This is a genomic window from Kribbella polygonati (assembly GCF_050320105.1).
GTDB lineage: Bacteria > Actinomycetota > Actinomycetes > Propionibacteriales > Kribbellaceae > Kribbella.
Genome location: NZ_CP190129.1, coordinates 3,042,780 through 3,066,975 on the forward strand (window position 1 = coordinate 3,042,780; position 24,196 = coordinate 3,066,975).

Sequence of the window (24,196 nt, forward strand, 5' to 3'; positions counted from 1 at the left end):
GCGCCTACAGTGCGCGCCGCACCTGCGGCCTTCTTGGCCGGCGCCTTCCGCGCCTGACCCCGCGCCTCGCTGGCGGCCGCGGAGCGGCGAGCACTCGACGTGCTCCCCCGCGTGGCGCCTCCGGCGCCCGCCCGATCGGCCGTCGACCGGCCGCCGCCCGGGGCCGTCCGGCGCGCAGCGCCTCGTCCTTCAGAGGACTGCGAACGCGCGCTCCGGCGGGTCGCGCCGGAGTCGCGCGAAGGCGCGCCGGAGGCACCCGCCGGCGTCGAGCCGGCTGGGCGGTCGCCGGACGTGGGGCGACGGGCGGAGGCTCGCTTTTCCTCTTCCGCCTTGCGGAGCAGGCGGTCGCGGGTGGATTCGGGGCGTTGGGGGGTGGTGCGGGCACTGTCCGTAGTGGATGGGCGACGGGGCTGAGCCTTGCGGGGTGGATTGCCCCGGCCTGGTTCGGTACCACGCTTGCGTGGCGGCTCGTTTCCCCGTCGGTCCGTCATCCGATCATCCCCGTGTGGTCGTGGCGGCCCTCGTAGTGGAGCCCAGCGTCGTGGCCGGCGGCTTGGTGCCGGCCGGCGGCTTCTTGGTGGTGGTCGTCGTGTGCGTGTTCGCGGTCGTCGGCTTCACCGGCGTCACAGGCTTCACCGGCGTGACCGGTTTGACCGGCGTCACGGGCTTGACCGGCGTCACCGGCTTGACCGGCGTGACCGACTTGGTCGTCGCCGCGGGCGTCTGCTGGCCGAACATCGCCGTACCGGCACCCGCCTTGCCCTCGGCCGGTACGCCGAGCACGCGCCCGTCGGCCAGCCGCAGGAACACCGGGTTCGGGTTCGGCACCATGCCCATCTTCAGCGCCCGGTCGGACAGGTTCTGCGGCGACTCCAGCGCCCGTACCTGCTTCTCCAGCTGCTGCTGCTGATCGCGCAGGTCGTTCGCCTGGCTGTTCAGCTTGGTGATGTCGAACGTCCCGCTCTGCAGCTGCGTGTTCAGCAGCAGCAGGCCGACCAGCCCGGCGGCCAGCAGCGACACCACGAAGATGACGAACGGCATCCGCGGCGGCCGGAACGGCGCGCCGTACACGACCCGCAGCCGCGGCTGCTCCTTCTTCGCCACCGGGGCCGGCGTGACCCGCGCTTTCTGCGGGCTGAAGACGGTACTCATCAGGCCACCAGTCCCTTCTCCCGGATGCGCTCGGCCGCCCGGACCCGAGCGGAGGCGGCCCGCGGGTTCACCGCGACCTCCTCCGCGGTCGGCCGTTCGGCGCCCCGGGTCAGTAGCTTCAGATACGGTTCGTGCCCGGCCGGAATCACCGGCAGGTCGTCCGGTACGTCGGACTTGGTGCCCGGCGCGAACGCCTGCTTGGTGATCCGGTCCTCGAGCGAGTGGTAACTCATCACGACGATCCGGCCGTGCAGCGCCAGCGCGCCGAGGGCGGCCGGCAGCGCGCGACGCAGGACGTCGAGCTCGCCGTTCACCTCGATCCGCAGCGCCTGGAAGGTCCGCTTCGCCGGGTGTCCCCCGGTCCGCTTGCCGGCCTGCGGGATCGCGTCCCGGACCAGGTCGGACAGCCGCGCGGTGTTCGTGAACGGCTCGGCCGCCCGCTCCCGGACGATCCGGTCCGCGATCCGGCGGGCGAACTTCTCCTCGCCGTACTGGAACAGGATCCGGGCCAGGTCGGCCGCGCTGTAGGTGTTCACAATCTCCGCCGCGGTGATGCCGCGGGTCGGGTCCATCCGCATGTCCAGCGGCGCGTCCTGCGAGTACGCGAAGCCGCGGTCGGCCTCGTCCAGCTGCATCGACGAGACACCCAGGTCGAACAGGATGCCGTCGATCGCCGGTACGCCGAGATCCGCGAGCGCCCGCGGCAACTCGTCGTACACCGCGTGCACGAGCGTGAGCCGCTGCTCGTCCTTGCTCTGATACCGGGCCAGCCGCTCGCCGGCCAGCCGGAGGGCGTTCGGGTCCCGGTCGAAGCCGATCAGCCGCACCTCGGGGAACCGCGTCAGGAACGCCTCCGAGTGCCCGCCGAGGCCGAGGGTCGCGTCGACGAGGACAGCGCCGGGACGCGCGAGCGCCGGTGCCAGCAGCGCGACCACGCGCTCCAGCATCACCGGCACATGCCGCTCCGCAGCGTCCATCTCGACCCTTCCCGTCACTTACCTACAGCTGCGGGAACGACCCTGCCCCCGCAGGTCATGTGCTGGTACGTGGGTAGACAGCACCGTCCGGTCAGATCGCGGGTACGCCTTCCGGGGAAGTACCTGCTCGGTCTTGGCGCCGGGGAAGTGACGCCAACACTCCAGGTCGGAAGTCGGACCCGTGATCTCACCGGACGGTCGGTGTCTCTCGGTCCACGCACTCTGTTCAGCTTTAGAAGATGCCTGGCAGTACTTCCTCGGAGAGGTCGGCGAACGCCTGCTCCTGCTCCGCGGAGTACCTGTTCCAGTTCTCCGTGTTCCAGATCTCCACCCGATTCATCGCCCCGATGACGACGCAGTCGCGGTCCAGGCTTGCGTAGTCCCGCAGCATCGGTGGGATGGTGACCCGGCCCTGCTTGTCCGGCATCTCGTTGGAGGCGCCGGCGAACAACATCCGTAGGTAGTCCCGCGCACCCTTGTTGGTGATCGGAGCCTGCTTCAACTGCTCGGTCAGCTGGACGAACTCACGTTCCGGCCACACCGAGAGCGATCGCTCCTGCCCTCGCGTGATCACCAGACCGTCGGCCAGCTCGTCGCGGAACTTCGCCGGCAGGAACAGCCGCCCCTTGTCGTCGAGCTTGGGGAAGTGAGTTCCGAGGAACACGCTCCACCTCCCCGTTGCGGACTCTCCGACTCAGGCGAGTGCTTTCCACCACTTCAGTTCCACTGCGCTCCACCTTACTCCACTTTCCACCACCGTCAACCAACTTCCGCCCCATTCCGCCCCCGTGCCGCCTGAATCCACGCTCGGCGCCCGCGTGTCGCTGCCGCTTCAACTGCCGCCACGGACCGGCGTGTGGAGCGTGGTGGAGGGCTGTGGTGGAGCGAAGTGGAGCGGGTTGTGGAGCGGAGTGGAGGAGCCGGTGGAGGAAAGTGGAGGACGGTTGCGCCGGACAGCCATGAACCATTGGTCCGGCCCGCTCGTGAACCAGGTACCGATTCGCGGCGTCGTACGCCCCACAAGCCGCTGGTGCCGCCCGTACGCTTGGAGGGACGACTACCGACCCTTGGGGCGTGCGCCGATGACGATCGATCCGCCAAGCCGCGAAACTCTTGGCCCGACCCCTACAGAGGGTGAGAATGTGTCGGCAGTCAACGAATGGGGAGGACTCAGAGTGAGCACCACCGCGACCAGCTCGCCGCTGGCAGGGGCCGGGGACTTCGACGAGCTGTCCGAGGTGGCGGGCCGTGTCCGCCGGGCCATGGAGCAGGTGATCGAGGGCAAGTCCGACGTGGTCGAGGTCGCCGTCACGGTCCTGCTGGCCGAGGGGCACCTGCTGATCGAGGACGTCCCTGGCGTCGGGAAGACGATGCTGGCCAAGGCGCTGGCGAAGTCGATCGACTGCAGCGTGCGGCGGATCCAGTTCACGCCGGACCTGCTGCCGTCGGACATCACCGGCGTCTCGGTCTTCAACCAGGAGATCCGCGACTTCGAGTTCAAGCCCGGCGCGGTGTTCGCGAACATCGTGGTCGGCGACGAGATCAACCGGGCCTCGCCGAAGACGCAGGCCGCGCTGCTCGAGTCGATGGAGGAGCGCCAGGTCACCGTCGACACCACGACGTACGCGCTGGAAGCGCCGTTCATGGTGATCGCGACGCAGAACCCGATCGAGATGGAAGGCACCTACCCGCTGCCGGAGGCGCAGCGCGACCGGTTCATGGCGCGGGTGTCGATGGGCTACCCGGAGCCGGCGGCCGAGCTGCGGATGCTGGACGGGCACGCGGCCGACGACCCGCTGGCGAACCTGCAGCCGGTCACGGACGGGCAGCAGATCCTCCGGCTGGTGAAGACCGTGCAGTCGGTGCACGTGTCGGAGTCGGTGAAGGAGTACGCCGTCGCACTGGTCGGCGCGACCCGCCGCTCGCAGGAGCTCCGGCTGGGCGCGAGCCCGCGGTCGACGCTGCACCTGGTCCGCGCGGCGCGCGCGGCGGCGGCGCTCGACTCCCGCGAGTTCGTGCTGCCGGACGACATCCAGGAACTGGCGGTACCGGTGCTCGCGCACCGCGTGCTGCCGGCGGCCGAGGCGCATCTCGGTGGGCGCGGTGCGGCCGACATCATCGCCGGGCTGGTGGCCAGCGTGCCGCTCCCCCGCACCCGTCGGGACTGAGACATGCGGCAGGCACTGCGCGGACTGACCACCCGAGGGCGGGCCTTCGTCGCCGCCGGGATCACCGCGTCGCTGTGCGCGTTGCTGCTCGGCCAGAAGGACCTGCTGCGGGTCGGCATCCTGCTGGCCGCGCTGCCGGTGGTGGCGGCGCTGGTCGTCGGCCGGACCCGGCTGCGATTGCAGGTACGCCGGAGCCTCGCGCCGGACCAGGTCCCGGTCGGGACGCAGGCCACCGTCGAGCTGACGCTGAGCAACCAGGGGCGGATGCCCGCGGGGCTGCTGCTGCTCGAGGACCGGATTCCCTACGTACTGGGTCATCGGCCGCGGTTCGTCGTCGACCGGGTCAGCCCGAACTGGCGCCGTACCGTCACGTACCCGGTCAAGTCCGACGTCCGCGGGCTGTTCCAGGTCGGACCGTTGATGCTGACGGTGGCCGACCCGTTCGGGCTGGTGGAGACGAGCCGGACGTTCACGCGCAGCCAGCACCTGCTGGTCACGCCGCGGGTCTACAAGCTTCCTGAGGTACGGCTCGGGGCCGACCGGGCCGGATCCGGTGAGAACCGGCCGCGGGCGATCGCGGCCGCGGGCGAGGAGGACGCGACGGTCCGCGAGTACCGCGACGGCGACGACCTGCGGCGGGTGCACTGGCGGTCGACGGCGCGCCGCGGCGAGCTGATGGTCCGCCGCGAGGAGCAGCCGTGGCAGAGCCGGTGCGCGCTCTTCCTGGACGCGCGGGTGATCTCGCACCACGGCCACGGGCCGTCGTCGAGCCTGGAGTGGGCGGTCAGCGCGGTCGCCTCGATCGGCATCGACCGGCTGCGCCGCGGGTACGTCACCACAATGCTCGGCGGACCGACCACGCTCTCCGCTATCACGCACCGGACGTCGGCCGCGGTCCACCAGCCGCTCAGCCAGCAGCAACTGCTGACCGAGTGCGCGACCGTCGAGGAGCACAAGTACGCCGAGGTCGGCCCGCTGCTGACCGTCGACCGGCACGCGCAGGACCCGAGCCTGGTGATCGCCGTCCTGGGCGCCTGCAGCACCGACGACGTGATCGCGCTGAACCGCTGGCGGACCGGCCAGGCGACCGGTGTCGCGCTGGTGCTGGACGCGGCCAGCTGGGCGGTCGGCGCGGAGGCGACCGAGAAGGCGGCCCGCCTGACCGCGGCCACGGACGCCACCGAGAACGAACTCCGCCGCAACGGCTGGCGCGTCGCCAGAGTCCGCCGCGGCGACCACCTCCCGACCGTCTGGTCCGGCCTGGGCCTGAGGAGCGGACGCATCGCATGACCGGTCACGCAAGGATTTCGATCGCTGCCTGGGGCGCGACCGCGCTCGGGTCGCTGGTGCTCACGCCGGTGTTCTCCGGGCCGTTCCTGTTCGTCAGCGCGTTCCTGTGTGCGCTGATCACCGGGGTCGGCGTACTGCTGCAGAACCTGCGCATCCCGCGGATCGTCGTACCGATCGTCCAGCTGCTCGTGCTGGCCGAACTGCTTTCGTTGTTCTTCCTGCACAGCACGATGAAGTTCGGGCTGTTCCCGTGGAAGGCGACCGCGATCGAGTTCAACGCGCAGATGGCCGACGCGATGGACTCGATCAACCGGTTCAGCGCACCGCTGCCTCCCGACCCGCACCTGACGCTCTTCGCGGTGACCGTGATCGCGGTGACCGGGTTCCTGATCCACGTGATCGCGGTCCAGCTCCGGCAGGCCGCCTGGTCCGGGCTGTTGCTGCTGATCATGTACACGGTGCCGGCCGCGACCGTGCACGGCGGGCTGCCGTGGCTGCTGTTCATCCCGCCGGCGATCGGCTACATCGTGCTGCTGTCCTCCGAGGGACGCAGCCGGCTCAGCCGCTGGGGCCGCCGGATCTCCGGCGTCTCGCACCTGGACGCGGCCGAGCCCGTCGAGGCGTCGGCGCTCGGCCAGGCCGGCCGCCGGATCGGTCTCACCGTGGTCGCGATCGCCGCCCTGCTGCCCGCGCTCCTGCCGTCGCTGCCGGAAGGCGTGATCGGCAACGGCCTGGCCGGCGGCAGCTCCGGCTCCGGGATCGGCGCGTCGATCTCGTCAACCAACCCGATGCTCGACATGGGCCGCAACCTGAAGCGCGGCGAGAACGTGGTCGCGCTGACGTACAAGGGCGGCCCGACCGGCGGCAGCTACCTGCGGCTGACCGCGCTCGACCTGTTCGACGGCAACACCTGGCAGATCGCGCCGCGCGGCCAGGAGAACAGGCTGAACGGCAGCGACCTGACTCCCCCGCCCGGCTTCAACGGCGACCTGTCGAAGGTCCCGGTGACCACGATGGACATCAACGTCACCCGCGACCTCCGCTCGCAGCTCGTCCCGGTCCCGTACCCGCTCAAGTCGATCTCACTGAAGAAGGAGTGGAACTTCGACTCCGGCGCGCTGGACGTGATGTCCGGCGACGGCGGCATCGTCGCGGGCAAGAAGTACAAGCTGACGTCGTACGACCTCGAGCCGACGCCGGAGCAGCTGCACGACTCGATCACCACCGCCGCCCCGGACAAGTACACGATGATCGTCCCGGAGCGGACGCCGAACGACATCAAGCAGCTCGCCTACCGGGTGACCGCGGACGCCAAGGACAACAAGTTCGAGGCCGCCGTACTGCTGCAGGACTGGTTCCGCACCGCCGGCGGGTTCACGTACAGCACCCAGAACGTCAAGGGCAGCGGAATGGCCGCGCTCGAGGACTTCCTGCTGACCAGCAAGTCCGGGTACTGCGAGCAGTTCGCGACCGGGATGGCGCTGATGGCCCGGATCCTCGGCATCCCGGCCCGGGTAGGGATCGGCTTCCTGCCCGGGACGGCCGGCAAGGACGGCGTGTACACGGTCCGGATGCACGACATGCACGCCTGGCCGGAGCTGTACTTCCAGGGCACCGGCTGGGTCCGGTTCGAGCCGACGCCGTCCGCGCGGGTGTCGACCACGCCGGGCTGGACGGTGCCTGCCAACGGGACCATCACCCCGACCACGCCGTCGGCCACCACCGAGCCGACCACGCCGGGCGGCAAGCAGAGCCCGTCGATCGACAAGCCGCGGCACGACCCGAACCTGCCGGACCAGACCGGCGGTACGGCGATCGGCACCGGCAACTGGTTCAGCAACGGCGGCGGTCAGGCGATCGCCGGCGTGCTCGGCGCGATCCTGCTGATCTGCATCCCGTGGCTGGTCCGGACCCTCACCCGCCGGCGGCGGTACCTGCGGCTGCCGGGACGGGCCGGGGCCGAAGGGCTGTGGGCGGAGGTCCGGGACACCGCACGCGACCTCAACCTCGACTGGTCGGAGATCTCGACGCCGCGCCAGTCCGGTCAGTGGCTGGTGTCGCAGCTCCCCGAGGAGGCGCACCTGCCGGCGCGCCGGCTGGCCCGCGGCATCGAGGCCCTGCGATACGCCGGCGACACGAACGCCGAGCTGGACCTCCGCGAGGACGCGGCCGCCGTACGCCAGGCTCTCTGGTCGCAGGCATCGGGCCGCCGCCGGTGGCGGGCACGGCTGCTGCCGCCGTCCTGGCGCTGGTACCTGAGCCGCGGCACAACCGAGGCGTCCGACCTGCTCGACGAGTTCGACCTACTCCTGGCCCGTCTCCGCGCCCTGGTCGTCCCGAAGCGCTCTACAGCAGGATCACACAGAGGCTGAAACCCCGGTTCTCCTGAGCGTGCAGAAACGGCCACACCCGGCCTTGGAGGGCGCGGGTGTGGCCGGAGGTCAGGCTGTCAGAGGTCTTCCTCGCGGCGGCGGCGCCAGCGGTCCTCCATGCGCTCCATGAACGTGCCGGACGAGTCGTGCTTGGTCCGGTGCCGCTTGGTCGGCGGAGGCGGCGGGATGTCGTCGGACTCTCCCGCGTTGCTGATCCGCTTCATACTCAGCGCGGCGACGTACAGGCAGGCCACCATCATCACGAAGCCGATGACTCCGATGATGGTGTTGGGCAGGATCGCACCGGTCATCAGCACCGCGATGCCCAGCACGAATCCGACGCCGGCGAGCACTGCCCGGCGCCGGTAGTACAAGCGCACATTGGTCCCACGCATGGCGGAAACGAACTTCGGGTCTTCCGCAGCAAGGGCACGTTCGAGCTGCTCGAACTGGCGCTGCTCTTCTTCCGAGAGGGGCACCGTCGATCCCTCCATGATGAGCGCGATCTCGATAGGCCGCTCCCAGTCTAGGCCGCGCCCGCGTCACACGAAACCCTGACCGCCTGTCCAGCGCGTCACGGTCGCGCAACTGCGCCCGCCACCCGCCCCCCACGCACAGCTACCGTCACCCACCGTGACGGCGAATCACCGGGTAGCGAGGATGTGAAGCTGGGTCGCCAGCGCCCGGAACGCCGGGTGCCGGCTGGCCGCCCGCTCGAGCTCGGCCAGCGAGTCGGCCGCGCCCGGCTCGGAGTCGACGAACGCGGACGGCACCAGGTCGGCGAACGTCCGGACGCCGTGCACCGTGTGGACCACGAACCCGGCTTCGGCCAGCTGCGCCGTGATCCCCGCCTCGTCGAACCGGCGCGGCATCGGATCGGTGGCGCCCCAGCGCCCGTCCGGGTCCTGCAGCGCGATCCGCGCCTCGGCCAGGTGCCCGGCCAGCGCCCGGGCCAGCACGACCGCGTTGCGCTGGGCAACGAGCAGGCTCAGTACGCCGCCTTCGCGCAGCACCGACGCCATCGCCTGCAGCGCCTGTACCGGGTCGTCGACGACCTCGAGCACCCCGTGGCACAGCACCGCGTCCGCGGTCGACTCGCCGGTCAGGCCCAGCAACTCCGCCGCGTCACCCTGGACGCCGCGCACGAGTTCGCTGACGCCCTCGTCGCGGGCGCGGCGTTCGAGCGAGGCGAGCGCGTCCGGGCTCGGGTCGACGACCGTCACCCGGTGCCCCTCCACCGCCAGCGGCACCGCGAACCCGCCGGTCCCGCCGCCGAGGTCGACGATGTCCAGGCCGGCCCCCGGATCGGTCCGCTGCCGCGCCGCCAGCGCACCGCGCAGCGCCTCGCCGACCAACGCCGTCCGTACGCCGCGTCGCCGCCGCTCCACCATCAAAACCCCTCCAGCCCAGGTCCCACACCGCCGCGCCACACCCTACTGGCACGCGCCGATCAGGACGGCGTACGGGCCACGACGTACAGGCGATCGGTGGTTTCGGCGTGCGTCGCGAGCGGGCCGCGGAGGTACCACTCGATGTCGGTCAGGCCGGCCGATTCGAGCAGCCGCACGAGCTGCGCCGGGTTGTGCAGGACGTAGTCGAGGCTGACCTCGTGGCCCAGCAACTCGTCGACGTGGCGGACCTCCTCGCCGGCGTGCAGCGCGATCACCAGCAGCGCGCCTGGGTCCATCGGCCGGGTGAGCGCGGCGATCGTGTCCGGCAGCTCCGAAGCGGCGAGGTGGATCAGCGAGTACCAGGCGAGCACCGCCGCCCAGCCGGAACTGGCCGGCGGGCGACCGAGCCGGCGCAGGTCGCCGACCTGAAACCTCAGCCGCGGGAACCGCCGGCGCGCCTCGTCCACCATCTCCGGCGACACGTCCAGGCCGGTCGCGTCCGCGTCCCGGTCGGCGAGGTACGCCGTCACGTGACCGGGCCCCGCGCCGACCTCGACGATCGGGCGGCCGTCGGCGTCGGCAATCACCCGGTCCAGCAGCCAGCGCTCGAACGGCAACCCGTCCAGCTCGTCGAGCAACTCGTCCGCGTACGCCGTCGCGACCGCGTCGTACGCCGACCGCACCCGCTCGTCCCGGGCCGCGGCGCCGTCGGCGATCACGGTGTCGCGGTCGACGGACTCCACCACGACGGCCGTTTCCGCCTCGGGCACCGGGCCGAGCAGGTGGACCCAGCGGCGGTCGTGCTGACCGGCGCGGCGTTCGAGTTCGCGGACGAGCGGCTCGGGACGCGCGGCCATCCGTTGCAGGCAGGCCTCGACGTCGGCGCGGTCCTCGAACCGGTGCAGCCGCTCGGTCCGGGTCCGCAACTCCCCCGGCGCCTGCGCGCCGCGGAGCAGCAGCACCGTGACCAGCGCCCGCTCGTCCTCGTCGAGTCCGAGCTTCTCGTCCAGGATCTGGTGGTACTTCAACGTCCGGCGGCCGGTGTCGACCCAGACGATCCGCAGCAGTTCGCGATCCCGCAGCCCGCGGGCGACCCGCTCGACGGTGCCCTGGTCGTAGTCCACCACGGGCTCGCGGTTGCTGGTCTGGTTGCAGGCCGTCCGCAACGCGTTCGCCGTCAACGGGTACGACGCCGGCACAGTCAACTGCTTCTCCAGCAAGCTCCCGAGAACCCGCTGCTCGTCGACGTCCAACACGGGAAGTCCGCTCACAACGCCGACCCTAAGGCACCATCACGGTCAGCCGGGCTGGTAGGTCTCCGGAAGGGTCAGCGGCTCGAACGCGGTGCCGTTGCAGGCCGGGCAGAGGGCGTCGGCGTACAGGCCGGAGCCTGCACACCGGGTGCACAGGCCGTCGTGCCAGGAGTCGCCGGCCAAGGACTGGTGCGGTCGCGGGTAATGGGTGTCCGGCAGGTAGCACTCGGCGCCGGTCACGGCATGGACGCGAGCGCACAGGTCCTTGCCCAGGCCTCTCGTGGTTTCGCTCACGGTCGGGATCTCCTCAACGACGGGGGTGGTTCAGCTCGCCTGCATCCAGGACTGGGTGAGGACGGACTGCGGATCGGTGGTCGCGGTGAGCACCGGGCTGGTGGAGAGCCGCAGGCTCGCCTCCACCTGGGTGTAGAACGTGTCGACCGCGCGGACCAGGTCGTCGGCCTCGCGGGTGCTGACGGCGCGCTCCAGCCCGGCCTCGGCGGCCGCGCGCTGGGCGGCACCGGCGGCGAAGAACGTGGCCCACTCGCCGAACTCCGGCGCGACCTCGGCGAGCAGCACCCAGGCATTGCGCTGCACCCGGCGGCGACTGCCCGAGCGGACCGGGCGGGCGCGGACGGCGAGGACCGCGGCGGCGACCCGGAGCGCCGCGACGTGCGCGCTCGAGTAGCGGATCAGGTGGTCGGTGGTCTCGGTCGCCTCGGCCAGCGCGGCGCGGGCACGGAACAGCTCACGGCTGGCCGCGCCGGCCGCGGCCGGCGACACCGGTGAAACGGTCATCGGTCGGTCACCCTCTCCAGTTGCCAACGGCCCGAGTGCGGGTCGTGGGCGAGATCGAACATCTCCTGCCGTCCGAGCCGGCCGCAACCGGCTTCCACCCGGAACACCGTGCGCTCCGGCCCCCATTCCGCGTCCAGCACGCCGACTGCCGCCGAGCACACCTCCGCGACCGTGGCCGCGTCGATCCGGGCGAGCGTGTCGGTGTGGGCCAGCGGGTCGTGGATCCGGCCGGGGCCGATCACGCCGCGCTCCCACCAGGCGGCGGTCTCGGTCCACTGCGAGCGCACCGCGCGGACCCGCCAGAGCCGGCCGCGCCACAGGAACTGGTCGGGGATCTGCACGCCGTCCACCGGCACCGAGTGCACCTCGACGGCGTCGTCGAACTCCCACATGCTCCATCGCCTCCTGTGTTCCACGTCCTGCTGAACGGCCGGTCCGGGGCCGGCGGCCCGGCGGGTGCGCCCGGGGTGGGGGTCGAGGACCACCCGGGTGCGCGGCCCGCCGGGGCCACCGGATTCCGATGCGGCCGCAACTCCGCACCGGAGTCGTCCAGCTGTCCGGTCCACCCCGGTCCGGCCTCCCGACGAAGCCGGGTCCGAGGTAATCGAACATCTGTTCGAACACAGGAAGCGTATCGTCGCCTGCCGACAGTCGTCAACGGGAACCGGCGAGGCGCTCTCGGTGTGCATGTGTTCATCCTGGTGGGTGCCACCGACAGTTTCCGGAAAGTGGCATGACAGGGGCCCTATGCTCACCAGGGTGAGCAGTCATCCCAATGTGCAGAAGGTGGCCGACGCGCTGCAGGCGGCCGGGGCCACCGGACAGATCGTGATCCTGGACGAGGCGGTGCCGACCGCGGCCGCCGCGGCGGCGGAGCTCGGCTGCGAGGTCGGAGCGATCGCGAACAGCCTGATCTTCGACGGTGACGGCACCCCGGTGCTGATCCTGACCTCGGGCGCGCACCGGGTGGACACCGCGAAGGTGGCCGCCGGGCTCGGGATCGGGAAGCTGAAGCGGGCCACTCCGGAGTTCGTCAAGGAGCACACCGGCCAGTCGATCGGCGGCGTCGCCCCGGTCGGGCACCCGGGCCGGGTCCCGACGTACGTCGACACGGCGCTGGCGCGGTACGACGTGATCTGGGCCGCGGCGGGGATCCCGCACTCGGTCTTCCCGACCAGCTACGACGAGCTGCTGAAGCTCACCGACGGCACGGAGATCGCCGTCAACTGAGGACCGCGGGGATGGCGGTCCGCACGAAGCGCCGGGTCAGCCCGGCGCGGGTGTGCCGCCACCACGGCCCGGTCCGTACCTCGTCGGCGTACCGGCGCCGGCGGATGTCCTCGACGACATCCGCGGGCGCCCCGAGCCGGGGCAGGATGTCGAGCGCGGCCCGCTTGGTGATCAGGTCGCCGGTCGCCAGCGTCACGTGCGCCCGGGCGATCGTCAGCAGGCTCAGGTCGACCCAGATGTCGCGGTACCACGGCGTCCGCTTCCGGGTCACCGGCAGCCAGAACTCGCGCAGGTCCCGGCAGACGAACTCGAACAGCTCCTCGTCCGACACCGGCGGCAGCAGCTCGGCCGGCGCCGGCCCGAACAGCGTCCGGTTGCCGATGGCAAGCTCCCGGCGGGTCACCGGCGTCACCGGCCGGTCGAAGTACCGCTCCTGGGCGAACGTCGGGTGTCGCACGGACAGGTCCGCGAGGTCGGTCATGTACGAGCAGTGCAGCTTCGTGGCGAGCGGGTCCGACCGCATCAGCTCGCGGTGCATCTCCGCGACGGAGTCCGGCGGCGGCTCCGAGACGACCACGATCACGTCCAGGTCGCTGCGGCCCAGCTGGTAGTCCCCCAGCGCCAGCGATCCGTGCAGCCAGACCGCCTTGACGTCGGCGACCTCCCGTACAGACGTAACGAAGCCGTCCAGCAACGGCTGGACGGCTTCGTCGATCACGCGCGACAGACTAGACGGCCGGACGGACGTCCACGTCGGCGGCCCGGACGTACGCCATCCGGTGGCCGAACCAGATCTCGTAGTACTTGTCCTTGCCGAGCACCTGGACGTGGTCCGCCGGGGCCTGCCCGTCGAACGTCACGGCCCGGTAGTAGTCGGTCTCGATACTCAGGTCCGCGACCGGGTAGGCCTGGCCCTCGCCGATCGTGTACTGCAGCGGAGTCACCGTCTGGTAAGGGATCCCGGCCGGGTACGCCGCCTGCTCCGGGTACGCGCGCCCGTACACAGGAACCGACGTACGGCCGGCCTTCGGCTTGACGACCAGGCCCGGCTTTGCGAACGCGACCGCGTCGGACACCGGGCTCTTGAACCAGCCCTTCGCCCCGAGGTACCAAACCGCGACCCAGTCACCCTGGCGCTCCGCTACGACGTACTGCGAACCGGCTGCCGCGCGGGAGCCCATGTCGGACACGTCGGTGGTGCCCGCCGAACCGTCAGGGTGCAGGCCGAGGTCCTTGACCAGCGGTGCGTTGTCGTCCGGCGACTGGCGCAGGTAGACGAAGTTGGTGCCCTGCGGCTTGCACGGCGTGCCCGGGGCGTCGCAGTTGCTGACGACCTGGACGTTGTGCGCGAAGCCCGGCTTGATCGTGACGATCGAACCCGCCCGCAGCGGGTACGGCGACTGCCCGTGGATCGGAGCGCCGAGCAGGTCGAAGTAGTGCTCCCAGTCCCAGTACGGTCCCGGGTCCCAGTGCATGCCGCGGACCGTGGACGGGACCGTGCCCGGCACCTGGTCGTGGCCGATGATGTGCGCCCGGTCGAGCGGGATGTCGTTCTTCACGGCCAGGTAGCGCACCAGCTTGGCCGAGTTGCGGTACAGCGACTCGGTGAACCAGGTCGCGCCCTGCGGTGCGAAGCCCTCGTGCTCGATGCCGATGCTGTGCATGTTCACGTACCAGTTGCCGGCGTGCCAGGCGACGTCCTTGGCCTTCACGTGCTGCCAGGTGTGGCCGTCGGACGAGCGCATGGTGTAGTTCCAGCTCACGTACGTCGGGTCCTGCACCAGGTTGAGCACGCCCTGCCAGGTGCCCTCGGTGTCGTGGATGACGATGTAGTTGATCTTCCCGGTCTTGGGCCGGTTCGCGAGGTCGTGGTTGCCGTAGTCGCCCGCCGTACCGAACTCGGAGTACGGCGCCGGCAGCCACTCGCAGCCGAGCGACGGCGGGCATTCCACGTTCGACGTGGACGGCTGGACGCCGGCCGGCAGCGAGAGCTTGCTCAGCTGGGCCTTGTCCGGCGTCACCGCGAGCGCCGGCATCACGATCTGCTGGCCGGTGTTCGTGGTCCGCGCGGCGCCCTTCGCCAGGATCGAGTACACGTCGTCGGCGAACCCGGCCGCGCCGACCTTGTCGCCCGCCTCGGCGTACGACGCGACCGCGCCGTACCAGTCGGCCGCCGACGTGGTCGCGCCGGTCGGCAGGCCGAGCGACTTCTGGTACGACGCGAGCACCGCGGCACCGCCGTCGATGTTCGCGGTCGTGTCCGTGCGCAGCGTGGACTGGTCGAGGCCGGTCAGCTCGGACGCCTTCTTCAGCGTCTGCAGCGACTCGGCCGTCGCCACCTTCTGCTTGCCGGACAAGTCGGCCACCTCGGAGGCGCCGAGGCCGGTGAGGTGCATCGGGCCGTACCCGCCGGTGGTGCTCGGCGCGCCGGCGTGGTCGTCCCAGCGGGACTCCGCGTACGACACGGCCAGCAGCACCTGCTCCGGTACGCCGTACTTCGCGGCCGCGGCGCTGTATGCCGACTGGCCGGCGACACCGGGGGTGCCGGGCTGGGAGGCCTCGGCCGGTGGACTTCCCAACGACACGCCGACCAGCGCGGTCGGCACAGCTACCGCAGCCAGTGCGGCAAGAATCTTCGGACGACGCAGCATGATGATCTCCTGAACCCGTGGGCGGGTGCCGGTCACACAGACTGGCAGCCTAGTCACTGTGAGTCGAGGCGACGCGGATGTCAACGGTTAACCAAAACTCACATCACAGGGTTCGATACTGACGAATCGTCCGCCGACCACACCTGACGGAGTACCACGATGGAAGCGCTGCCGCTGGCGGTGACGACAGGCTGGGCCAGTGGCGTGAACGCCTATGTCTGCGTGCTGATCCTCGGACTGCTCGGTCGGTTCGCGGGCGCCGACGAGGTGCCGCACGCGCTCACCACGACGCCCGTGCTGATCGCCGCCGGTGTGCTGTTCGCGTTCGAGTTCGTGGCCGACAAGATCCCGTACGTCGACTCCGCGTGGGACGCGATCTCGACGGTGATCCGGCCGACCATCGGGGCGATCCTGGCCGCGCTGATATCCGGCCAGGCGAGCACGTTGCACCAGGCCCTGATCGCGACCACCGGCGGTCTGGTGGCGCTGCTCTCGCACTCGGTCAAGTCGAGCCTGCGGCTCGCGATCAACACCTCCCCCGAGCCGGTCACGAACATCGCCGCGTCGTCGGGAGAGGATGTCGCGGTCGCCGGCGTGGTCTCGCTGGCCGTCTTCCATCCGGTGGCGGCGCTGATCATCGCCGGGGTACTGCTGATCCTCGGGCTGATCGCGGTCTATTTCGCGTTCAGGCTGATCCGGCGGGGGTATCTGAGGTTCAAGGCGTGGCGAGAGAAACGTGGGAACAGTGGCTGAAGTGATTGTGGTCGGGTCCGGTCTGGCCGGTCTCGCGAGTGCGGTGCGGCTGGCGAAGCTCGGCCACCAGGTGACCGTCTGCGAACGCGACGAGCACCTGGGCGGCGTACTGGGCCGGGTGGAGGCTGACGGCTTCACCTGGGACGCAGGAGCCGCCAGTACGACGCTCCCGGCCGCCCTGCGCGACCTGTTCCGCAAGAGCGGCCGGCCGATCGAGACCCTGGTCCAGCTGGAGCCGGTGACCGAGCCACGCCGCCACATGTTCGCCGACGGCTCCGTACTCGATCTCCCGATCAGCGACCGTGGCGCGCAGGAGGAAGCGTGGACGGACCTGGCCGGTGCACCGGTGGCCGCGCAGTGGACCAAGCTGGTCGACGCGTACGGCGACACCTGGCAACTGCTGCGCAAGACCTCGCTGGAGCCGCCGCTGGAGGACAAGCTGCCGATCAAGGCCGTCCGCGCACTCAAGCCCTGGCAGACGCTGGAGAAGGTCGCCCAGCGCGAACTGACCGACGACCGTGCCCGCGCGGTCCTGCGCCACTTCGCGGCGCAAGGCGGTTCGGACGCGAGCCTGACGCCCGGGTACGTCGGTGTGTGGTCGTACCTGGAACGCACGTTCGGCCGCTGGACGATCGACGGCGGATTCGGCGCCCTGGCCGACGCGCTGGTGCAACGGGCGAGCGAACGGAAGATCACCGTCCGGACCAGCGCCGAGGTGGTCGGTGTGACGACGGCCGACGGCGCGGTCAGCGGCGTACGGCTCTCGGACGGTGAAGCGATCCCCGCGGACATCGTGGTGAGCGACATCGACCCGCGGGTGCTCTACGAGTCCATGGTCGACGACCCGGCCGCCAAGAAGGTCCGGAAGCGGATCCTGTCGACCCACCAGGCCCAGGCGGCGTACGTCGTGCACCTGGGGCTGAAGGACCCGGTGCCGGAGCTGCCGTTCGAGACCGTGCTGCACGGTACGCCGACCGTCGTCGTACGGACAGGTGGTACGGCGCCAGCCGGTCACCGTGCGTGGTCCGTGCTGGTCCACGGCTACCCGACCGACGACGTCCTGGACCTCTTGGTGGCCCGCGGGCTGCACGTCAGGGACAACGTGGTGTCGCGGCAGACGTCGCCGTCCTGGTGGGCCGGTGTGGCCTGGGAGGGCTACAAGACCGCCCGCCGCCGGGCCTCGAACGTGTCCCCGATCAAGGGGCTGTACTGCGTCGGCGCAGGCGCCCACCCAGGCTCCGGTGTGCCCGCCACCACACTGGGGGCGGCGATTGTGGCGGACGCCATCGGGAAGGCCTGAGACCGCTGTCGGGTTGGACAGAGGAGCCAACTAAGATTGGTTGTTCCTGTGTTCTGAGTCCCGGCGGGAGAGGACCTCGGTGGATCAAACCCCCACATCAGCCGATCACGAGACTGTCGAGCGGGCTGAGCTGGTGGCTGAACAACAACATGTCGACCGGGTCTACGGCCGGGTCGAGGAGGCCGCCCGGTCCGCGTCCCGGATCGCGGTCGAAGGTCACCAGCGCGGGCAGGCGCAGAACGTCGGCCGGGTCCGCGAGGAGGAGCAGACCGGTCTGTACGAGCGGGACGTGCTGGTGTTCGCGGCCGCCCGCCGGATCGCCGAGCTGGACGCGGAGCACGAGGGCCTGGTGTTCGGCCGGCTCGACTCCGACCGCGGCGACGACCAGCCGGCCGCCGCGACCGCGGCCGACCTCGACAAGCTGTACGTCGGCCGGATCGGCGTCCGCGACGCGGAGTACGAACCGCTGGTGATCGACTGGCGCGCGCCGGCCGCCGAGCCGTTCTACCGGGCCACGCCGGCCGACCGGCAGAAGGTGGTCCGGCGGCGCGTGCTGCGGAACAAGGGCGCCCGGATCGCCGGCCTCGAGGACGACCTGCTGGCGCCGGAACGCGCACCGGAGGACCTGCCGGTGATGGGCGAGGGCGCGCTGATGGCGTCGCTGTCGCGGGCCCGCGGGCACACGATGCGCGACATCGTCGCCACCATCCAGGCCGAGCAGGACGAGGCGATCCGGGCACCTGCCCGCGGCGTCACGGTCATCGGCGGCGGTCCTGGTACCGGGAAGACGGTGGTCGCGCTGCACCGCGCGGCGTACCTGCTGTACAGCGACCGCCGGCGCTTCGAGCGTGGCGGCGTACTCGTGGTGGGGCCGTCGGCCGCCTTCATGGCCTACATCGAGCGGGTGCTCCCGAGCCTCGGTGAGAACACGGTGTCGCTGCGGGCCGTCGGCGAGCTGGTCGACGGCGTGAAGGCGACCGCCGTCGACAACGCCGAGGTGGCCGCGGTCAAGGGCTCGCTGCGGATGCGCGGCGTACTCTCCCGCGCGGCCCGCGACCGGGTGCCGAACGCGCCGACGACGTTGCGGGTGTTCATCGGCGGCGCGACGGTCGAGCTGGACGCCAACCAGCTGGACAACGTCCGCCGCAACGCGCTCCGGCGTACCGTTCGGAACCGCGCCGCCGCGGAGGCACGCAAGGGTCTGATCGCGGCGCTGTGGCAGCGCTTCCCGGAGGATCTGCGGAACGGTCAGCTCGGCGACCGTGAGGCGTTCGGCGACCGTGTGACCGACACCCCGGCGTTCCGGACCTTCTTCAGCCAGTGGTGGCCGGTGCTGACCGCGGAGTCGGTACTGCGCTGGCTCGGCGACGCGCGCCGCCTGCAGCGCTGGGCCCGTAACGACCTGACGCCTGCCGAGATCGACGCGCTGGCCGCCGCGATCCGGACGACGGAGGAGTTCACCGTCGCCGACGTGGCGCTGCTGGACGAGCTCGGTACATTCCTGGGCCGGCCACCGATCGCGGAGAACACCGACGAGGAGTTCGACTGGCTGGAGGGACTGACCGACGGCGTCAACGAAGTACTGACCAGCTCCGAGCGTCGCGCCCGGGCCGCGGCCGCCCGCGAGGCGGAGGAGCCGGAGGAGTACGCGCACGTCCTGGTGGACGAGGCGCAGGACCTCTCCCCCATGCAGTGGCGGATGGTCACCCGGCGCGGCCCGCAGGCCAGCTGGACGATCGTCGGCGACCTCGCGCAGAGCTCCTGGCGGGACCCGGCCGAGGCCCAGGCGGCGATGGACTCGATGCTGTCGCACCTGCAGCGGCACTCGTTCCGCTTGTCCACCAACTACCGGAACTCGGCCGAGATCTACGCGTTCGCCGGTGAGGTGATCCGGCAGTCGATCCCGGACGCCGACCTGCCGAACGCGGTCCGCAGTACGGGCGTGGAGCCGGAGCACCGGATCTTCGACGCGGGCAAGGTCGCGGAGGCGGCGGGCGACGCGGCCATGGAGCTGCTGCAACTGGTCGAGGGGACCGTCGGCGTCATCGTGCCGCCGGCGCTCCGGCCGGCGGTGGACCCGGTGCTGGCCGAGATCGGCGATCCACGGGTCGTTGCCGTCAGCCCCTTGGACTCGAAGGGCCTCGAGTACGACGCTGTCGTGGTGGTCGAGCCGGACCGGATCGTCAGCGACACGTTGGGCGGCGTACGCGCCCTGTACGTCGTACTGACCCGGGCGACCCAGCGGCTGATCACGATCAACAGCACCAGCCGCTGGCTGCCCCAGAGCTAGGCGCGCGGAACGACGTACTCGACGAGGTCGGCCTCGTTTGCGGCGAGGTCGGCCCAGTGGGTGGTGAGGTGCAGGATCGCGAGACCGGTGGTCGGGTACTTCTGGGTGAGCTCTAGCCGCTCCGGGCTGGTGCCGTCCAGCGCGAGCTCGTCGGCCAGCCACGGGATGCCGGGCGCGTGCCCGACCACGACCACCGTACGGGCCTCGGACGGCGCTTCGTGGATGACGTCCAGCAGCGACTCGGTGTCGGCGTTGTAGATCCGCTTGTCGTACCAGACGTCCTTGGCGGTGACGCCGGCCTCGGCGACCAGCTTCCAGGTCTCCCGGGTGCGCTTCGACGGCGAGCACAGCACCAGGTCCGGTTCGATGCCCTGGGCAACGAGATGCCGGCCGGCCGCGGCGGCGTCCGCGCGGCCGCGGTCGGCGAGCGGGCGGTCCAGGTCCGGCAGGTCCGGCCTGGTCTCCGGCGGCACCGCCTTCGCGTGCCGGAGCAGGACGAGAGTTCGGTCGATCAACAGGTCCGACGGGTCAGCCATTGCGTCAGGATACGACGGCCGGCTGGAGGTTGCGGAAGACCTGTCGTGTTGCGGTGGATCTGTTCAAGGTAATGAAATGAATGCCGGGGGCGCCGCCCGCGAGCAGGCGTTCGCACAGCTCGGTGGCGATCTCGATACCGACCTCGCGGACCGCTGCCGGATCGTCCCCGACGGCGTGCAACCGGTCGGTGACGGACACCGGCAACGCCATGCCGGTGAGCTCCGCCATCCGCTGGATCTGCTTGATGTTGGTGACCGGCATGATGCCGGGCAGTACCGGGATGTCGCAGCCGAGTGCGGCCGCCCGGTCGACCAGCCGGAAGTAGTCGTCGGCGCCGAAGAACATCTGCGTGATCGCGTAGTCCGCGCCGGCCCGCGCCTTCGCGGCCAGCACCCGCGCGTCCGCCTCCAGCGAGACCGCCTCCGGGTGCTTGTCCGGGAACGCGGCGACGCCGACGCAGAAGTCGCCGAGCGAACGGATCAGCTCGACCAGCTCGATCGCGTGGTTCAGCCCGTCGGGGTGCGCGACCCACGGCTGGTTCGGCCCGCCGGGCGGGTCGCCGCGGAGCGCGAGCATGTTCCGGACGCCGGATCCGGCGTACGCGCCGATCACCGAGCGCAGCTCGTCGCGGGAGTGCGCTACGCAGGTCAGGTGCCCGAGCGGGGTCAGCGAGGTGTCCTGCGCGACCCGTTCGGTGACCCGGATGGTGCCGTCCCGGGTGCTGCCGCCGGCGCCGTACGTGATCGAGACGAACGTCGGCCGGAGCTGCTCGATCTCGCGGATCGAGCGCCACAGCACGTCCTCGGCCTCCGCGGTCTTCGGCGGGAAGAACTCGAACGAGAAGGACCGCTCCCCGGACGCGAGCAGCTCGCGGATGGTCGGCGCACCGCCGGGCAGCGTCGAGGGAAGACCGTTCGCCATGCGCCTCAGGTTACCCGCGGTGAGCGCGGCCGTCTGCCCACCGACTACGCTCCGAGACGTGGACGATGTGGACATCCCGGCCGGGATCCAGCAGGCGCTGAGCGAGTTCCTGGACCGGCAGGAGGAGCGGCTGGCGGCGATCGGGCCGGAGCTGACCGAGCAGGTGCGGGCGGCGCGGGACGCGACCAGCGGCGGCAAGCGGCTCCGGCCGTCGTTCTGCTACTGGGGGTACCGAGCCGCGGGCGGCGATCCGGCGCTGCCGATCCTGCCGGCCGCGGCGAGCCTGGAGATGCTGCACGTCAGCGCGCTCGTGCACGACGACGTGATGGATTCCTCCGACGTACGCCGGGGTGCGCCGGCCGCGCATCGCCGGTTCGAGGCGCTGCAGCGGGAACGCGCCGGGAAGACCGGGCGCGGCGGCGACCCGGTCGGCTTCGGCGTCGGCGCCGCGATCCTGCTCGGCGACCTGTGCCTGATCTGGGCCGACGAACTGCTGCACACGTCCGGCTTCGACGCCGCGGCACTGGCCCGCGCCGAGCAGTACTTCGACGCCGTCCGCGTCGAGGTGACCGCCGGGCAGTACCTCGACCTGGTCGCGCAGGCCAGCGGCGAATCCGACATGGACCTCGCGCTGCGGGTCCTGCGCTACAAGTCCGCGACGTACACGGTCGAGCGCCCGCTGCACATCGGCGCCGCACTGGCCGGCGGGGACGCGCGGCTGACCGCGTCGCTGTCCGGGTACGGGCTGCCGCTGGGCGAGGCGTTCCAGCTCCGCGACGACCTGCTCGGTGTGTTCGGCGACCCGGCGCTGACCGGGAAACCCGCCGGCGACGACCTCCGCGAGGGCAAGCGGACGGTGCTGATCGCGTACGCCGTCGACCACGCGTCGGAGATCCAGCTGACCGAGTTCAACCGGCTGTTCGGGCGTCCGGACCTGGACGACGACGAGATCCAGTTGCTCCGCGAGATCCTCCAGGACTCGCGCGCCGTGCAGGCCTGCGAGGAGCTGATCACCGACCGCACCGAGGACGCGCTGGACGCCCTCGACCGGGCGCCGCTGGCCGACGACACCGCCCGCAAGGCGCTCACCGACCTTGCGATCGCGGCGACCTCGCGCAACGTGTAGCGGCTACTGGTCCGCGAGCAGGTTGATCAGCCGGAGCAGGTCCGCGGTGGCGGGCAGGTCGCCGAGCACGATCACCTTGAGGACGGCGCGTTCCTCGTCGTAGATCGTCTCGGCCTTCAACCCGTCGGCCTCCGGCCGGTTGAGCGCGCCGTCGATGTGGGTGCCGATCCGGTCGGCGGTGGCGCGGTCGACCGCGTCGATGTGCACGATGCTCGACGCCTCGACGTGCCGGGCGGAGCTGTCCACGTCGACGACCGCGGCCGTCGTACCGGTGAACGCCTCCAGGTCCTCGCGGCTGATCCGGTACTGCTTCCCGATCCGGACGGCCTTCAGCCGGCCGTCGCGGACGTAGTTGCGGATCGTCCGGACGTGCAGGCCCAGGCGGTTCGCCACCTGCTCCACCGAGTACAGCTCCTGGGCCATGCGTTCAGACTAAGACACTTTCCTTAGAATTCCCTATACATGGCCGATTTCGGGCTCATAGGGTAATTTGCGGCAGCGATCGCAGCAGGTCCGGCGTACTCGCCTCGGCGATCAGGACGCGGAGCTGGCCGGAGTTCGTGGTGTCCTCGGCGAAGATCTGCAGCGCCACGTCGACCGTGTCGTGGTCGTGGTCGAGCAGGTTCCGGACGCCGGTCCACAGCACCACCTCCGGCGCGCCGGTCGAGCGGTCGCTGAGCGAGTCGGCGAGCGCGTCCCAGTTCCGGCCGAACCAGCGCGGCAGGTCGAACGCGGTCGCGCACAGGTCCAGGAACCCGGTCTTGTCGTGGATCTCGGACGTGTCCAGCAGCACGAACCCGAACCCGGCGGCGGCAGCGTCGCGCCGTACGTCGTCGGCGCCGGGCGCGTCCGGCCAGCGGTACACCCCCGGCCGCAGCGCCTTGAGCGACGTCATGACGTACCCCCGTCCTCCGCGATCCGGCGGAACGACTTGTAGTGGTCATCGGTGTAGTACCGCTCGCCGCCGTTGCCGGACACGATCCGGCGGGCACCGCGGTCCTTCTCCCCCGGCGTCTTCACCGTGTACTCGTGGTAGTAGCCGCGGTCGTGCTTGGGCAGGATCTTCTCCAGGTTGCCGAACACGACGCCGTCGCGGCTGTACGGGAACGGCCCGCCCCGGTCGATCAGCTTCAGCGTGTCCTGCGCCTCCTTCGGCAGGTCCGCGACCGCGACGTACTTCAGGCCGCTGGCCGGATCGGTCCCACCGGACGTACCGGTCTTCGTCGACGCGGAGCACCCGAACAGCGAGGCCGCCAAGGTGATCACCAGCATCGCGATCACCACGACCGCGACGATCCGCGCGGTCTTCTGGTTGCCGATCACCCGCGGAGCCTCCGGCTGAACTCGGCCGCCGCCGCCCCCGGGTCGTCCGCCTCGGTGATCGCCCGGACGACGACCACCCGGGTCGCGCCGGCCTCCAGCACCTCGTCCAGCCGCTCCAGGTCGATCCCGCCGATCGCGAACCACGGTTTCGGCTGCCGGCGGCCCGCGGCGTACGACACCAGCTCCAGGCCTGCCGCCTGGCGGCCCGGCTTGGTCGGCGTGGCCCAGGTCGGCCCGACGCAGAAGTAGTCCGAACCGACCTCGTCGACCGCCGCATTGACCTGGCTGAACGAGTGCGTCGACCGCCCGATGATCGGCCCCGGTCCGGTGATCGCCCGGGCCGCGTGCACCGGGAGGTCCCGCTGCCCGAGATGCAGTACGTCGGCACCGGCCGCGAACGCGATGTCCGCGCGGTCGTTCACCGCCAGCAGCTTGCCGTGCCGCTTGCAGGCGTCCGCGAACACCTCCAGCGCGGCCAGCTCGTCCGCGGCCTCCATCTCCTTCTGCCGGAGCTGCACGATGTCCACGCCACCGGCCAGCGCGGCGTCCAGGAACTGCGCGAGATCGCCCTGCTTCTCCCGTGCGTCCGTGCACAGGTACAGCCGGGCATCCGCGAGACGGTCGGTCTGGTCAGTCACACCCCAAAGCCTGCCATGAGCCGCCA

The 24,196-nt window shown here is 71.0% G+C and carries 25 protein-coding genes; 8 read left to right on the forward strand and 17 right to left on the reverse strand.

Annotated elements, in window-relative coordinates:
* Positions 1-495: 495 nt before the first annotated feature.
* From ACQHIV_RS14535 to mraZ, 3 genes are all read right to left on the reverse strand, one after another.
* Entirely contained in the window at positions 496-1,152 is a 657-nt protein-coding gene (locus ACQHIV_RS14535) for a hypothetical protein (protein WP_427894557.1), read from the reverse strand.
* Positions 1,152-2,129 carry a 16S rRNA (cytosine(1402)-N(4))-methyltransferase RsmH gene (rsmH, locus tag ACQHIV_RS14540; protein WP_427894559.1) on the reverse strand — a complete coding sequence of 326 codons (978 nt, stop codon included), beginning with the start codon at positions 2,127-2,129 and terminating at the stop codon, positions 1,152-1,154. Before rsmH ends, ACQHIV_RS14535 begins: the two co-directional genes overlap by 1 nt.
* A gap of 232 nt (positions 2,130-2,361) precedes the next feature.
* Positions 2,362-2,793: a division/cell wall cluster transcriptional repressor MraZ gene (gene mraZ, locus ACQHIV_RS14545; RefSeq protein ID WP_130446673.1), complete on the reverse strand. Its 432-nt coding sequence runs from the start codon at positions 2,791-2,793 to the stop codon at positions 2,362-2,364.
* 565 nt (positions 2,794-3,358) lie between these two features.
* On the opposite strand from mraZ, the gene ACQHIV_RS14550 reads away from it, so the two are divergent.
* From ACQHIV_RS14550 to ACQHIV_RS14560, 3 genes are read left to right on the forward strand one after another with little or no spacing between them, the layout of a single operon-like run.
* On the forward strand, positions 3,359-4,297 hold the full coding sequence (locus ACQHIV_RS14550) for an AAA family ATPase (RefSeq protein ID WP_427896490.1): 939 nt from the start codon (positions 3,359-3,361) through the stop codon (positions 4,295-4,297).
* A gap of 3 nt (positions 4,298-4,300) precedes the next feature.
* Positions 4,301-5,587, forward strand: a complete 1,287-nt coding sequence (locus tag ACQHIV_RS14555) for a DUF58 domain-containing protein (protein WP_427894562.1) — start codon at positions 4,301-4,303, stop codon at positions 5,585-5,587.
* A complete protein-coding gene (locus ACQHIV_RS14560; protein ID WP_427894564.1) occupies positions 5,584-7,959 on the forward strand; it encodes a transglutaminaseTgpA domain-containing protein in 2,376 nt (791 codons plus the stop codon). The genes ACQHIV_RS14555 and ACQHIV_RS14560 overlap by 4 nt, the downstream gene beginning before the upstream one ends.
* Before the next feature lie 77 nt (positions 7,960-8,036).
* On the opposite strand, the gene ACQHIV_RS14565 is transcribed toward ACQHIV_RS14560, so the two are convergent.
* From ACQHIV_RS14565 to ACQHIV_RS14590, 6 genes are all read right to left on the reverse strand, one after another.
* Positions 8,037-8,453: a DUF3040 domain-containing protein gene (locus tag ACQHIV_RS14565; RefSeq protein WP_325037075.1), complete on the reverse strand. Its 417-nt coding sequence runs from the start codon at positions 8,451-8,453 to the stop codon at positions 8,037-8,039.
* Positions 8,454-8,603: 150 nt separating this feature from the next.
* Complete coding sequence (locus ACQHIV_RS14570; RefSeq protein ID WP_427894566.1) at positions 8,604-9,350, reverse strand: methyltransferase domain-containing protein; 747 nt, start codon at positions 9,348-9,350, stop codon at positions 8,604-8,606.
* Positions 9,351-9,409: 59 nt separating this feature from the next.
* Complete coding sequence (locus tag ACQHIV_RS14575; RefSeq protein WP_427894568.1) at positions 9,410-10,621, reverse strand: DUF480 domain-containing protein; 1,212 nt, start codon at positions 10,619-10,621, stop codon at positions 9,410-9,412.
* A 27-nt stretch (positions 10,622-10,648) separates the two neighbouring features.
* A complete protein-coding gene (locus ACQHIV_RS14580) occupies positions 10,649-10,897 on the reverse strand; it encodes a hypothetical protein (RefSeq protein ID WP_344201099.1) in 249 nt (82 codons plus the stop codon).
* A gap of 30 nt (positions 10,898-10,927) precedes the next feature.
* On the reverse strand, positions 10,928-11,401 hold the full coding sequence (locus ACQHIV_RS14585) for an SAV_6107 family HEPN domain-containing protein (protein WP_427894571.1): 474 nt from the start codon (positions 11,399-11,401) through the stop codon (positions 10,928-10,930).
* The gene (locus ACQHIV_RS14590) at positions 11,398-11,793 is read right to left on the reverse strand and encodes a DUF6504 family protein (protein ID WP_427894573.1); all 396 of its coding nucleotides are present in this window, start codon (positions 11,791-11,793) and stop codon (positions 11,398-11,400) included. The genes ACQHIV_RS14585 and ACQHIV_RS14590 overlap by 4 nt, the downstream gene beginning before the upstream one ends.
* A 367-nt stretch (positions 11,794-12,160) precedes the next feature.
* On the opposite strand from ACQHIV_RS14590, the gene ACQHIV_RS14595 reads away from it, so the two are divergent.
* On the forward strand, positions 12,161-12,631 hold the full coding sequence (locus tag ACQHIV_RS14595; protein WP_427894575.1) for a YbaK/EbsC family protein: 471 nt from the start codon (positions 12,161-12,163) through the stop codon (positions 12,629-12,631).
* Here the strand turns inward: ACQHIV_RS14595 and ACQHIV_RS14600 are convergent.
* Entirely contained in the window at positions 12,624-13,349 is a 726-nt protein-coding gene (locus tag ACQHIV_RS14600) for a nucleotidyltransferase domain-containing protein (protein WP_427894577.1), read from the reverse strand. The genes ACQHIV_RS14595 and ACQHIV_RS14600 overlap by 8 nt on opposite strands.
* A 10-nt stretch (positions 13,350-13,359) precedes the next feature.
* A complete protein-coding gene (locus tag ACQHIV_RS14605; RefSeq protein ID WP_427894579.1) occupies positions 13,360-15,282 on the reverse strand; it encodes an N-acetylmuramoyl-L-alanine amidase in 1,923 nt (640 codons plus the stop codon).
* Between the two features lie 159 nt (positions 15,283-15,441).
* On the opposite strand from ACQHIV_RS14605, the gene ACQHIV_RS14610 reads away from it, so the two are divergent.
* The 3 genes from ACQHIV_RS14610 to ACQHIV_RS14620 all read left to right on the forward strand — a co-directional run bounded on the left by ACQHIV_RS14610 (position 15,442) and on the right by ACQHIV_RS14620 (position 19,625).
* Entirely contained in the window at positions 15,442-16,035 is a 594-nt protein-coding gene (locus tag ACQHIV_RS14610; protein WP_427894581.1) for a DUF4126 domain-containing protein, read from the forward strand.
* Positions 16,028-17,335: a phytoene desaturase family protein gene (locus tag ACQHIV_RS14615; protein WP_427894582.1), complete on the forward strand. Its 1,308-nt coding sequence runs from the start codon at positions 16,028-16,030 to the stop codon at positions 17,333-17,335. Before ACQHIV_RS14610 ends, ACQHIV_RS14615 begins: the two co-directional genes overlap by 8 nt.
* Before the next feature lie 133 nt (positions 17,336-17,468).
* Positions 17,469-19,625, forward strand: a complete 2,157-nt coding sequence (locus tag ACQHIV_RS14620) for a HelD family protein (protein WP_427894583.1) — start codon at positions 17,469-17,471, stop codon at positions 19,623-19,625.
* Here the strand turns inward: ACQHIV_RS14620 and ACQHIV_RS14625 are convergent.
* Positions 19,622-20,161: a SixA phosphatase family protein gene (locus ACQHIV_RS14625; RefSeq protein ID WP_427894585.1), complete on the reverse strand. Its 540-nt coding sequence runs from the start codon at positions 20,159-20,161 to the stop codon at positions 19,622-19,624. The two genes, ACQHIV_RS14620 and ACQHIV_RS14625, sit on opposite strands and share 4 nt — an antisense overlap.
* 4 nt (positions 20,162-20,165) lie before the next feature.
* Positions 20,166-21,083: a methylenetetrahydrofolate reductase [NAD(P)H] gene (gene metF, locus ACQHIV_RS14630; protein WP_427894587.1), complete on the reverse strand. Its 918-nt coding sequence runs from the start codon at positions 21,081-21,083 to the stop codon at positions 20,166-20,168.
* Between the two features lie 58 nt (positions 21,084-21,141).
* Here metF and ACQHIV_RS14635 point away from each other — a divergent pair, with 58 nt between their 5' ends.
* Positions 21,142-22,209, forward strand: coding sequence for a polyprenyl synthetase family protein (locus ACQHIV_RS14635; protein ID WP_427894589.1), 1,068 nt, complete (start codon positions 21,142-21,144; stop codon positions 22,207-22,209).
* Between the two features lie 3 nt (positions 22,210-22,212).
* On the opposite strand, the gene ACQHIV_RS14640 is transcribed toward ACQHIV_RS14635, so the two are convergent.
* The 4 genes from ACQHIV_RS14640 to thiE are packed head-to-tail and all read right to left on the reverse strand — an operon-like array spanning position 22,213 to position 24,170.
* Entirely contained in the window at positions 22,213-22,632 is a 420-nt protein-coding gene (locus ACQHIV_RS14640) for a helix-turn-helix domain-containing protein (protein ID WP_427894591.1), read from the reverse strand.
* A gap of 55 nt (positions 22,633-22,687) precedes the next feature.
* Positions 22,688-23,104, reverse strand: coding sequence for a barstar family protein (locus ACQHIV_RS14645; RefSeq protein ID WP_427894593.1), 417 nt, complete (start codon positions 23,102-23,104; stop codon positions 22,688-22,690).
* Positions 23,101-23,532, reverse strand: a complete 432-nt coding sequence (locus tag ACQHIV_RS14650; protein ID WP_427894595.1) for a ribonuclease domain-containing protein — start codon at positions 23,530-23,532, stop codon at positions 23,101-23,103. Before ACQHIV_RS14650 ends, ACQHIV_RS14645 begins: the two co-directional genes overlap by 4 nt.
* Positions 23,529-24,170 (reverse strand): thiamine phosphate synthase, encoded by a 642-nt coding sequence (thiE, locus tag ACQHIV_RS14655; RefSeq protein WP_427894597.1) that lies wholly within the window; start codon positions 24,168-24,170, stop codon positions 23,529-23,531. Before thiE ends, ACQHIV_RS14650 begins: the two co-directional genes overlap by 4 nt.
* Positions 24,171-24,196: the final 26 nt, after the last annotated feature.

Excerpts from the sequence above, each read along its gene's own strand:
- ACQHIV_RS14535 (WP_427894557.1), bottom strand. The coding sequence starts at position 1,152 with ATGAGTACCGTCTTCAGCCCGCAGAAAGCGCGGGTCACGCCGGCCCCG.
- rsmH (WP_427894559.1), bottom strand. The coding sequence starts at position 2,129 with ATGGACGCTGCGGAGCGGCATGTGCCGGTGATGCTGGAGCGCGTGGTC.
- ACQHIV_RS14555 (WP_427894562.1), top strand. The coding sequence starts at position 4,301 with ATGCGGCAGGCACTGCGCGGACTGACCACCCGAGGGCGGGCCTTCGTC.
- ACQHIV_RS14560 (WP_427894564.1), top strand. The coding sequence starts at position 5,584 with ATGACCGGTCACGCAAGGATTTCGATCGCTGCCTGGGGCGCGACCGCG.
- ACQHIV_RS14565 (WP_325037075.1), bottom strand. The coding sequence starts at position 8,453 with ATGGAGGGATCGACGGTGCCCCTCTCGGAAGAAGAGCAGCGCCAGTTC.
- ACQHIV_RS14570 (WP_427894566.1), bottom strand. The coding sequence starts at position 9,350 with ATGGTGGAGCGGCGGCGACGCGGCGTACGGACGGCGTTGGTCGGCGAG.
- ACQHIV_RS14585 (WP_427894571.1), bottom strand. The coding sequence starts at position 11,401 with ATGACCGTTTCACCGGTGTCGCCGGCCGCGGCCGGCGCGGCCAGCCGT.
- ACQHIV_RS14590 (WP_427894573.1), bottom strand. The coding sequence starts at position 11,793 with ATGTGGGAGTTCGACGACGCCGTCGAGGTGCACTCGGTGCCGGTGGAC.
- ACQHIV_RS14605 (WP_427894579.1), bottom strand. The coding sequence starts at position 15,282 with ATGCTGCGTCGTCCGAAGATTCTTGCCGCACTGGCTGCGGTAGCTGTG.
- ACQHIV_RS14610 (WP_427894581.1), top strand. The coding sequence starts at position 15,442 with ATGGAAGCGCTGCCGCTGGCGGTGACGACAGGCTGGGCCAGTGGCGTG.
- ACQHIV_RS14625 (WP_427894585.1), bottom strand. The coding sequence starts at position 20,161 with ATGGCTGACCCGTCGGACCTGTTGATCGACCGAACTCTCGTCCTGCTC.
- metF (WP_427894587.1), bottom strand. The coding sequence starts at position 21,083 with ATGGCGAACGGTCTTCCCTCGACGCTGCCCGGCGGTGCGCCGACCATC.
- ACQHIV_RS14640 (WP_427894591.1), bottom strand. The coding sequence starts at position 22,632 with ATGGCCCAGGAGCTGTACTCGGTGGAGCAGGTGGCGAACCGCCTGGGC.
- ACQHIV_RS14645 (WP_427894593.1), bottom strand. The coding sequence starts at position 23,104 with ATGACGTCGCTCAAGGCGCTGCGGCCGGGGGTGTACCGCTGGCCGGAC.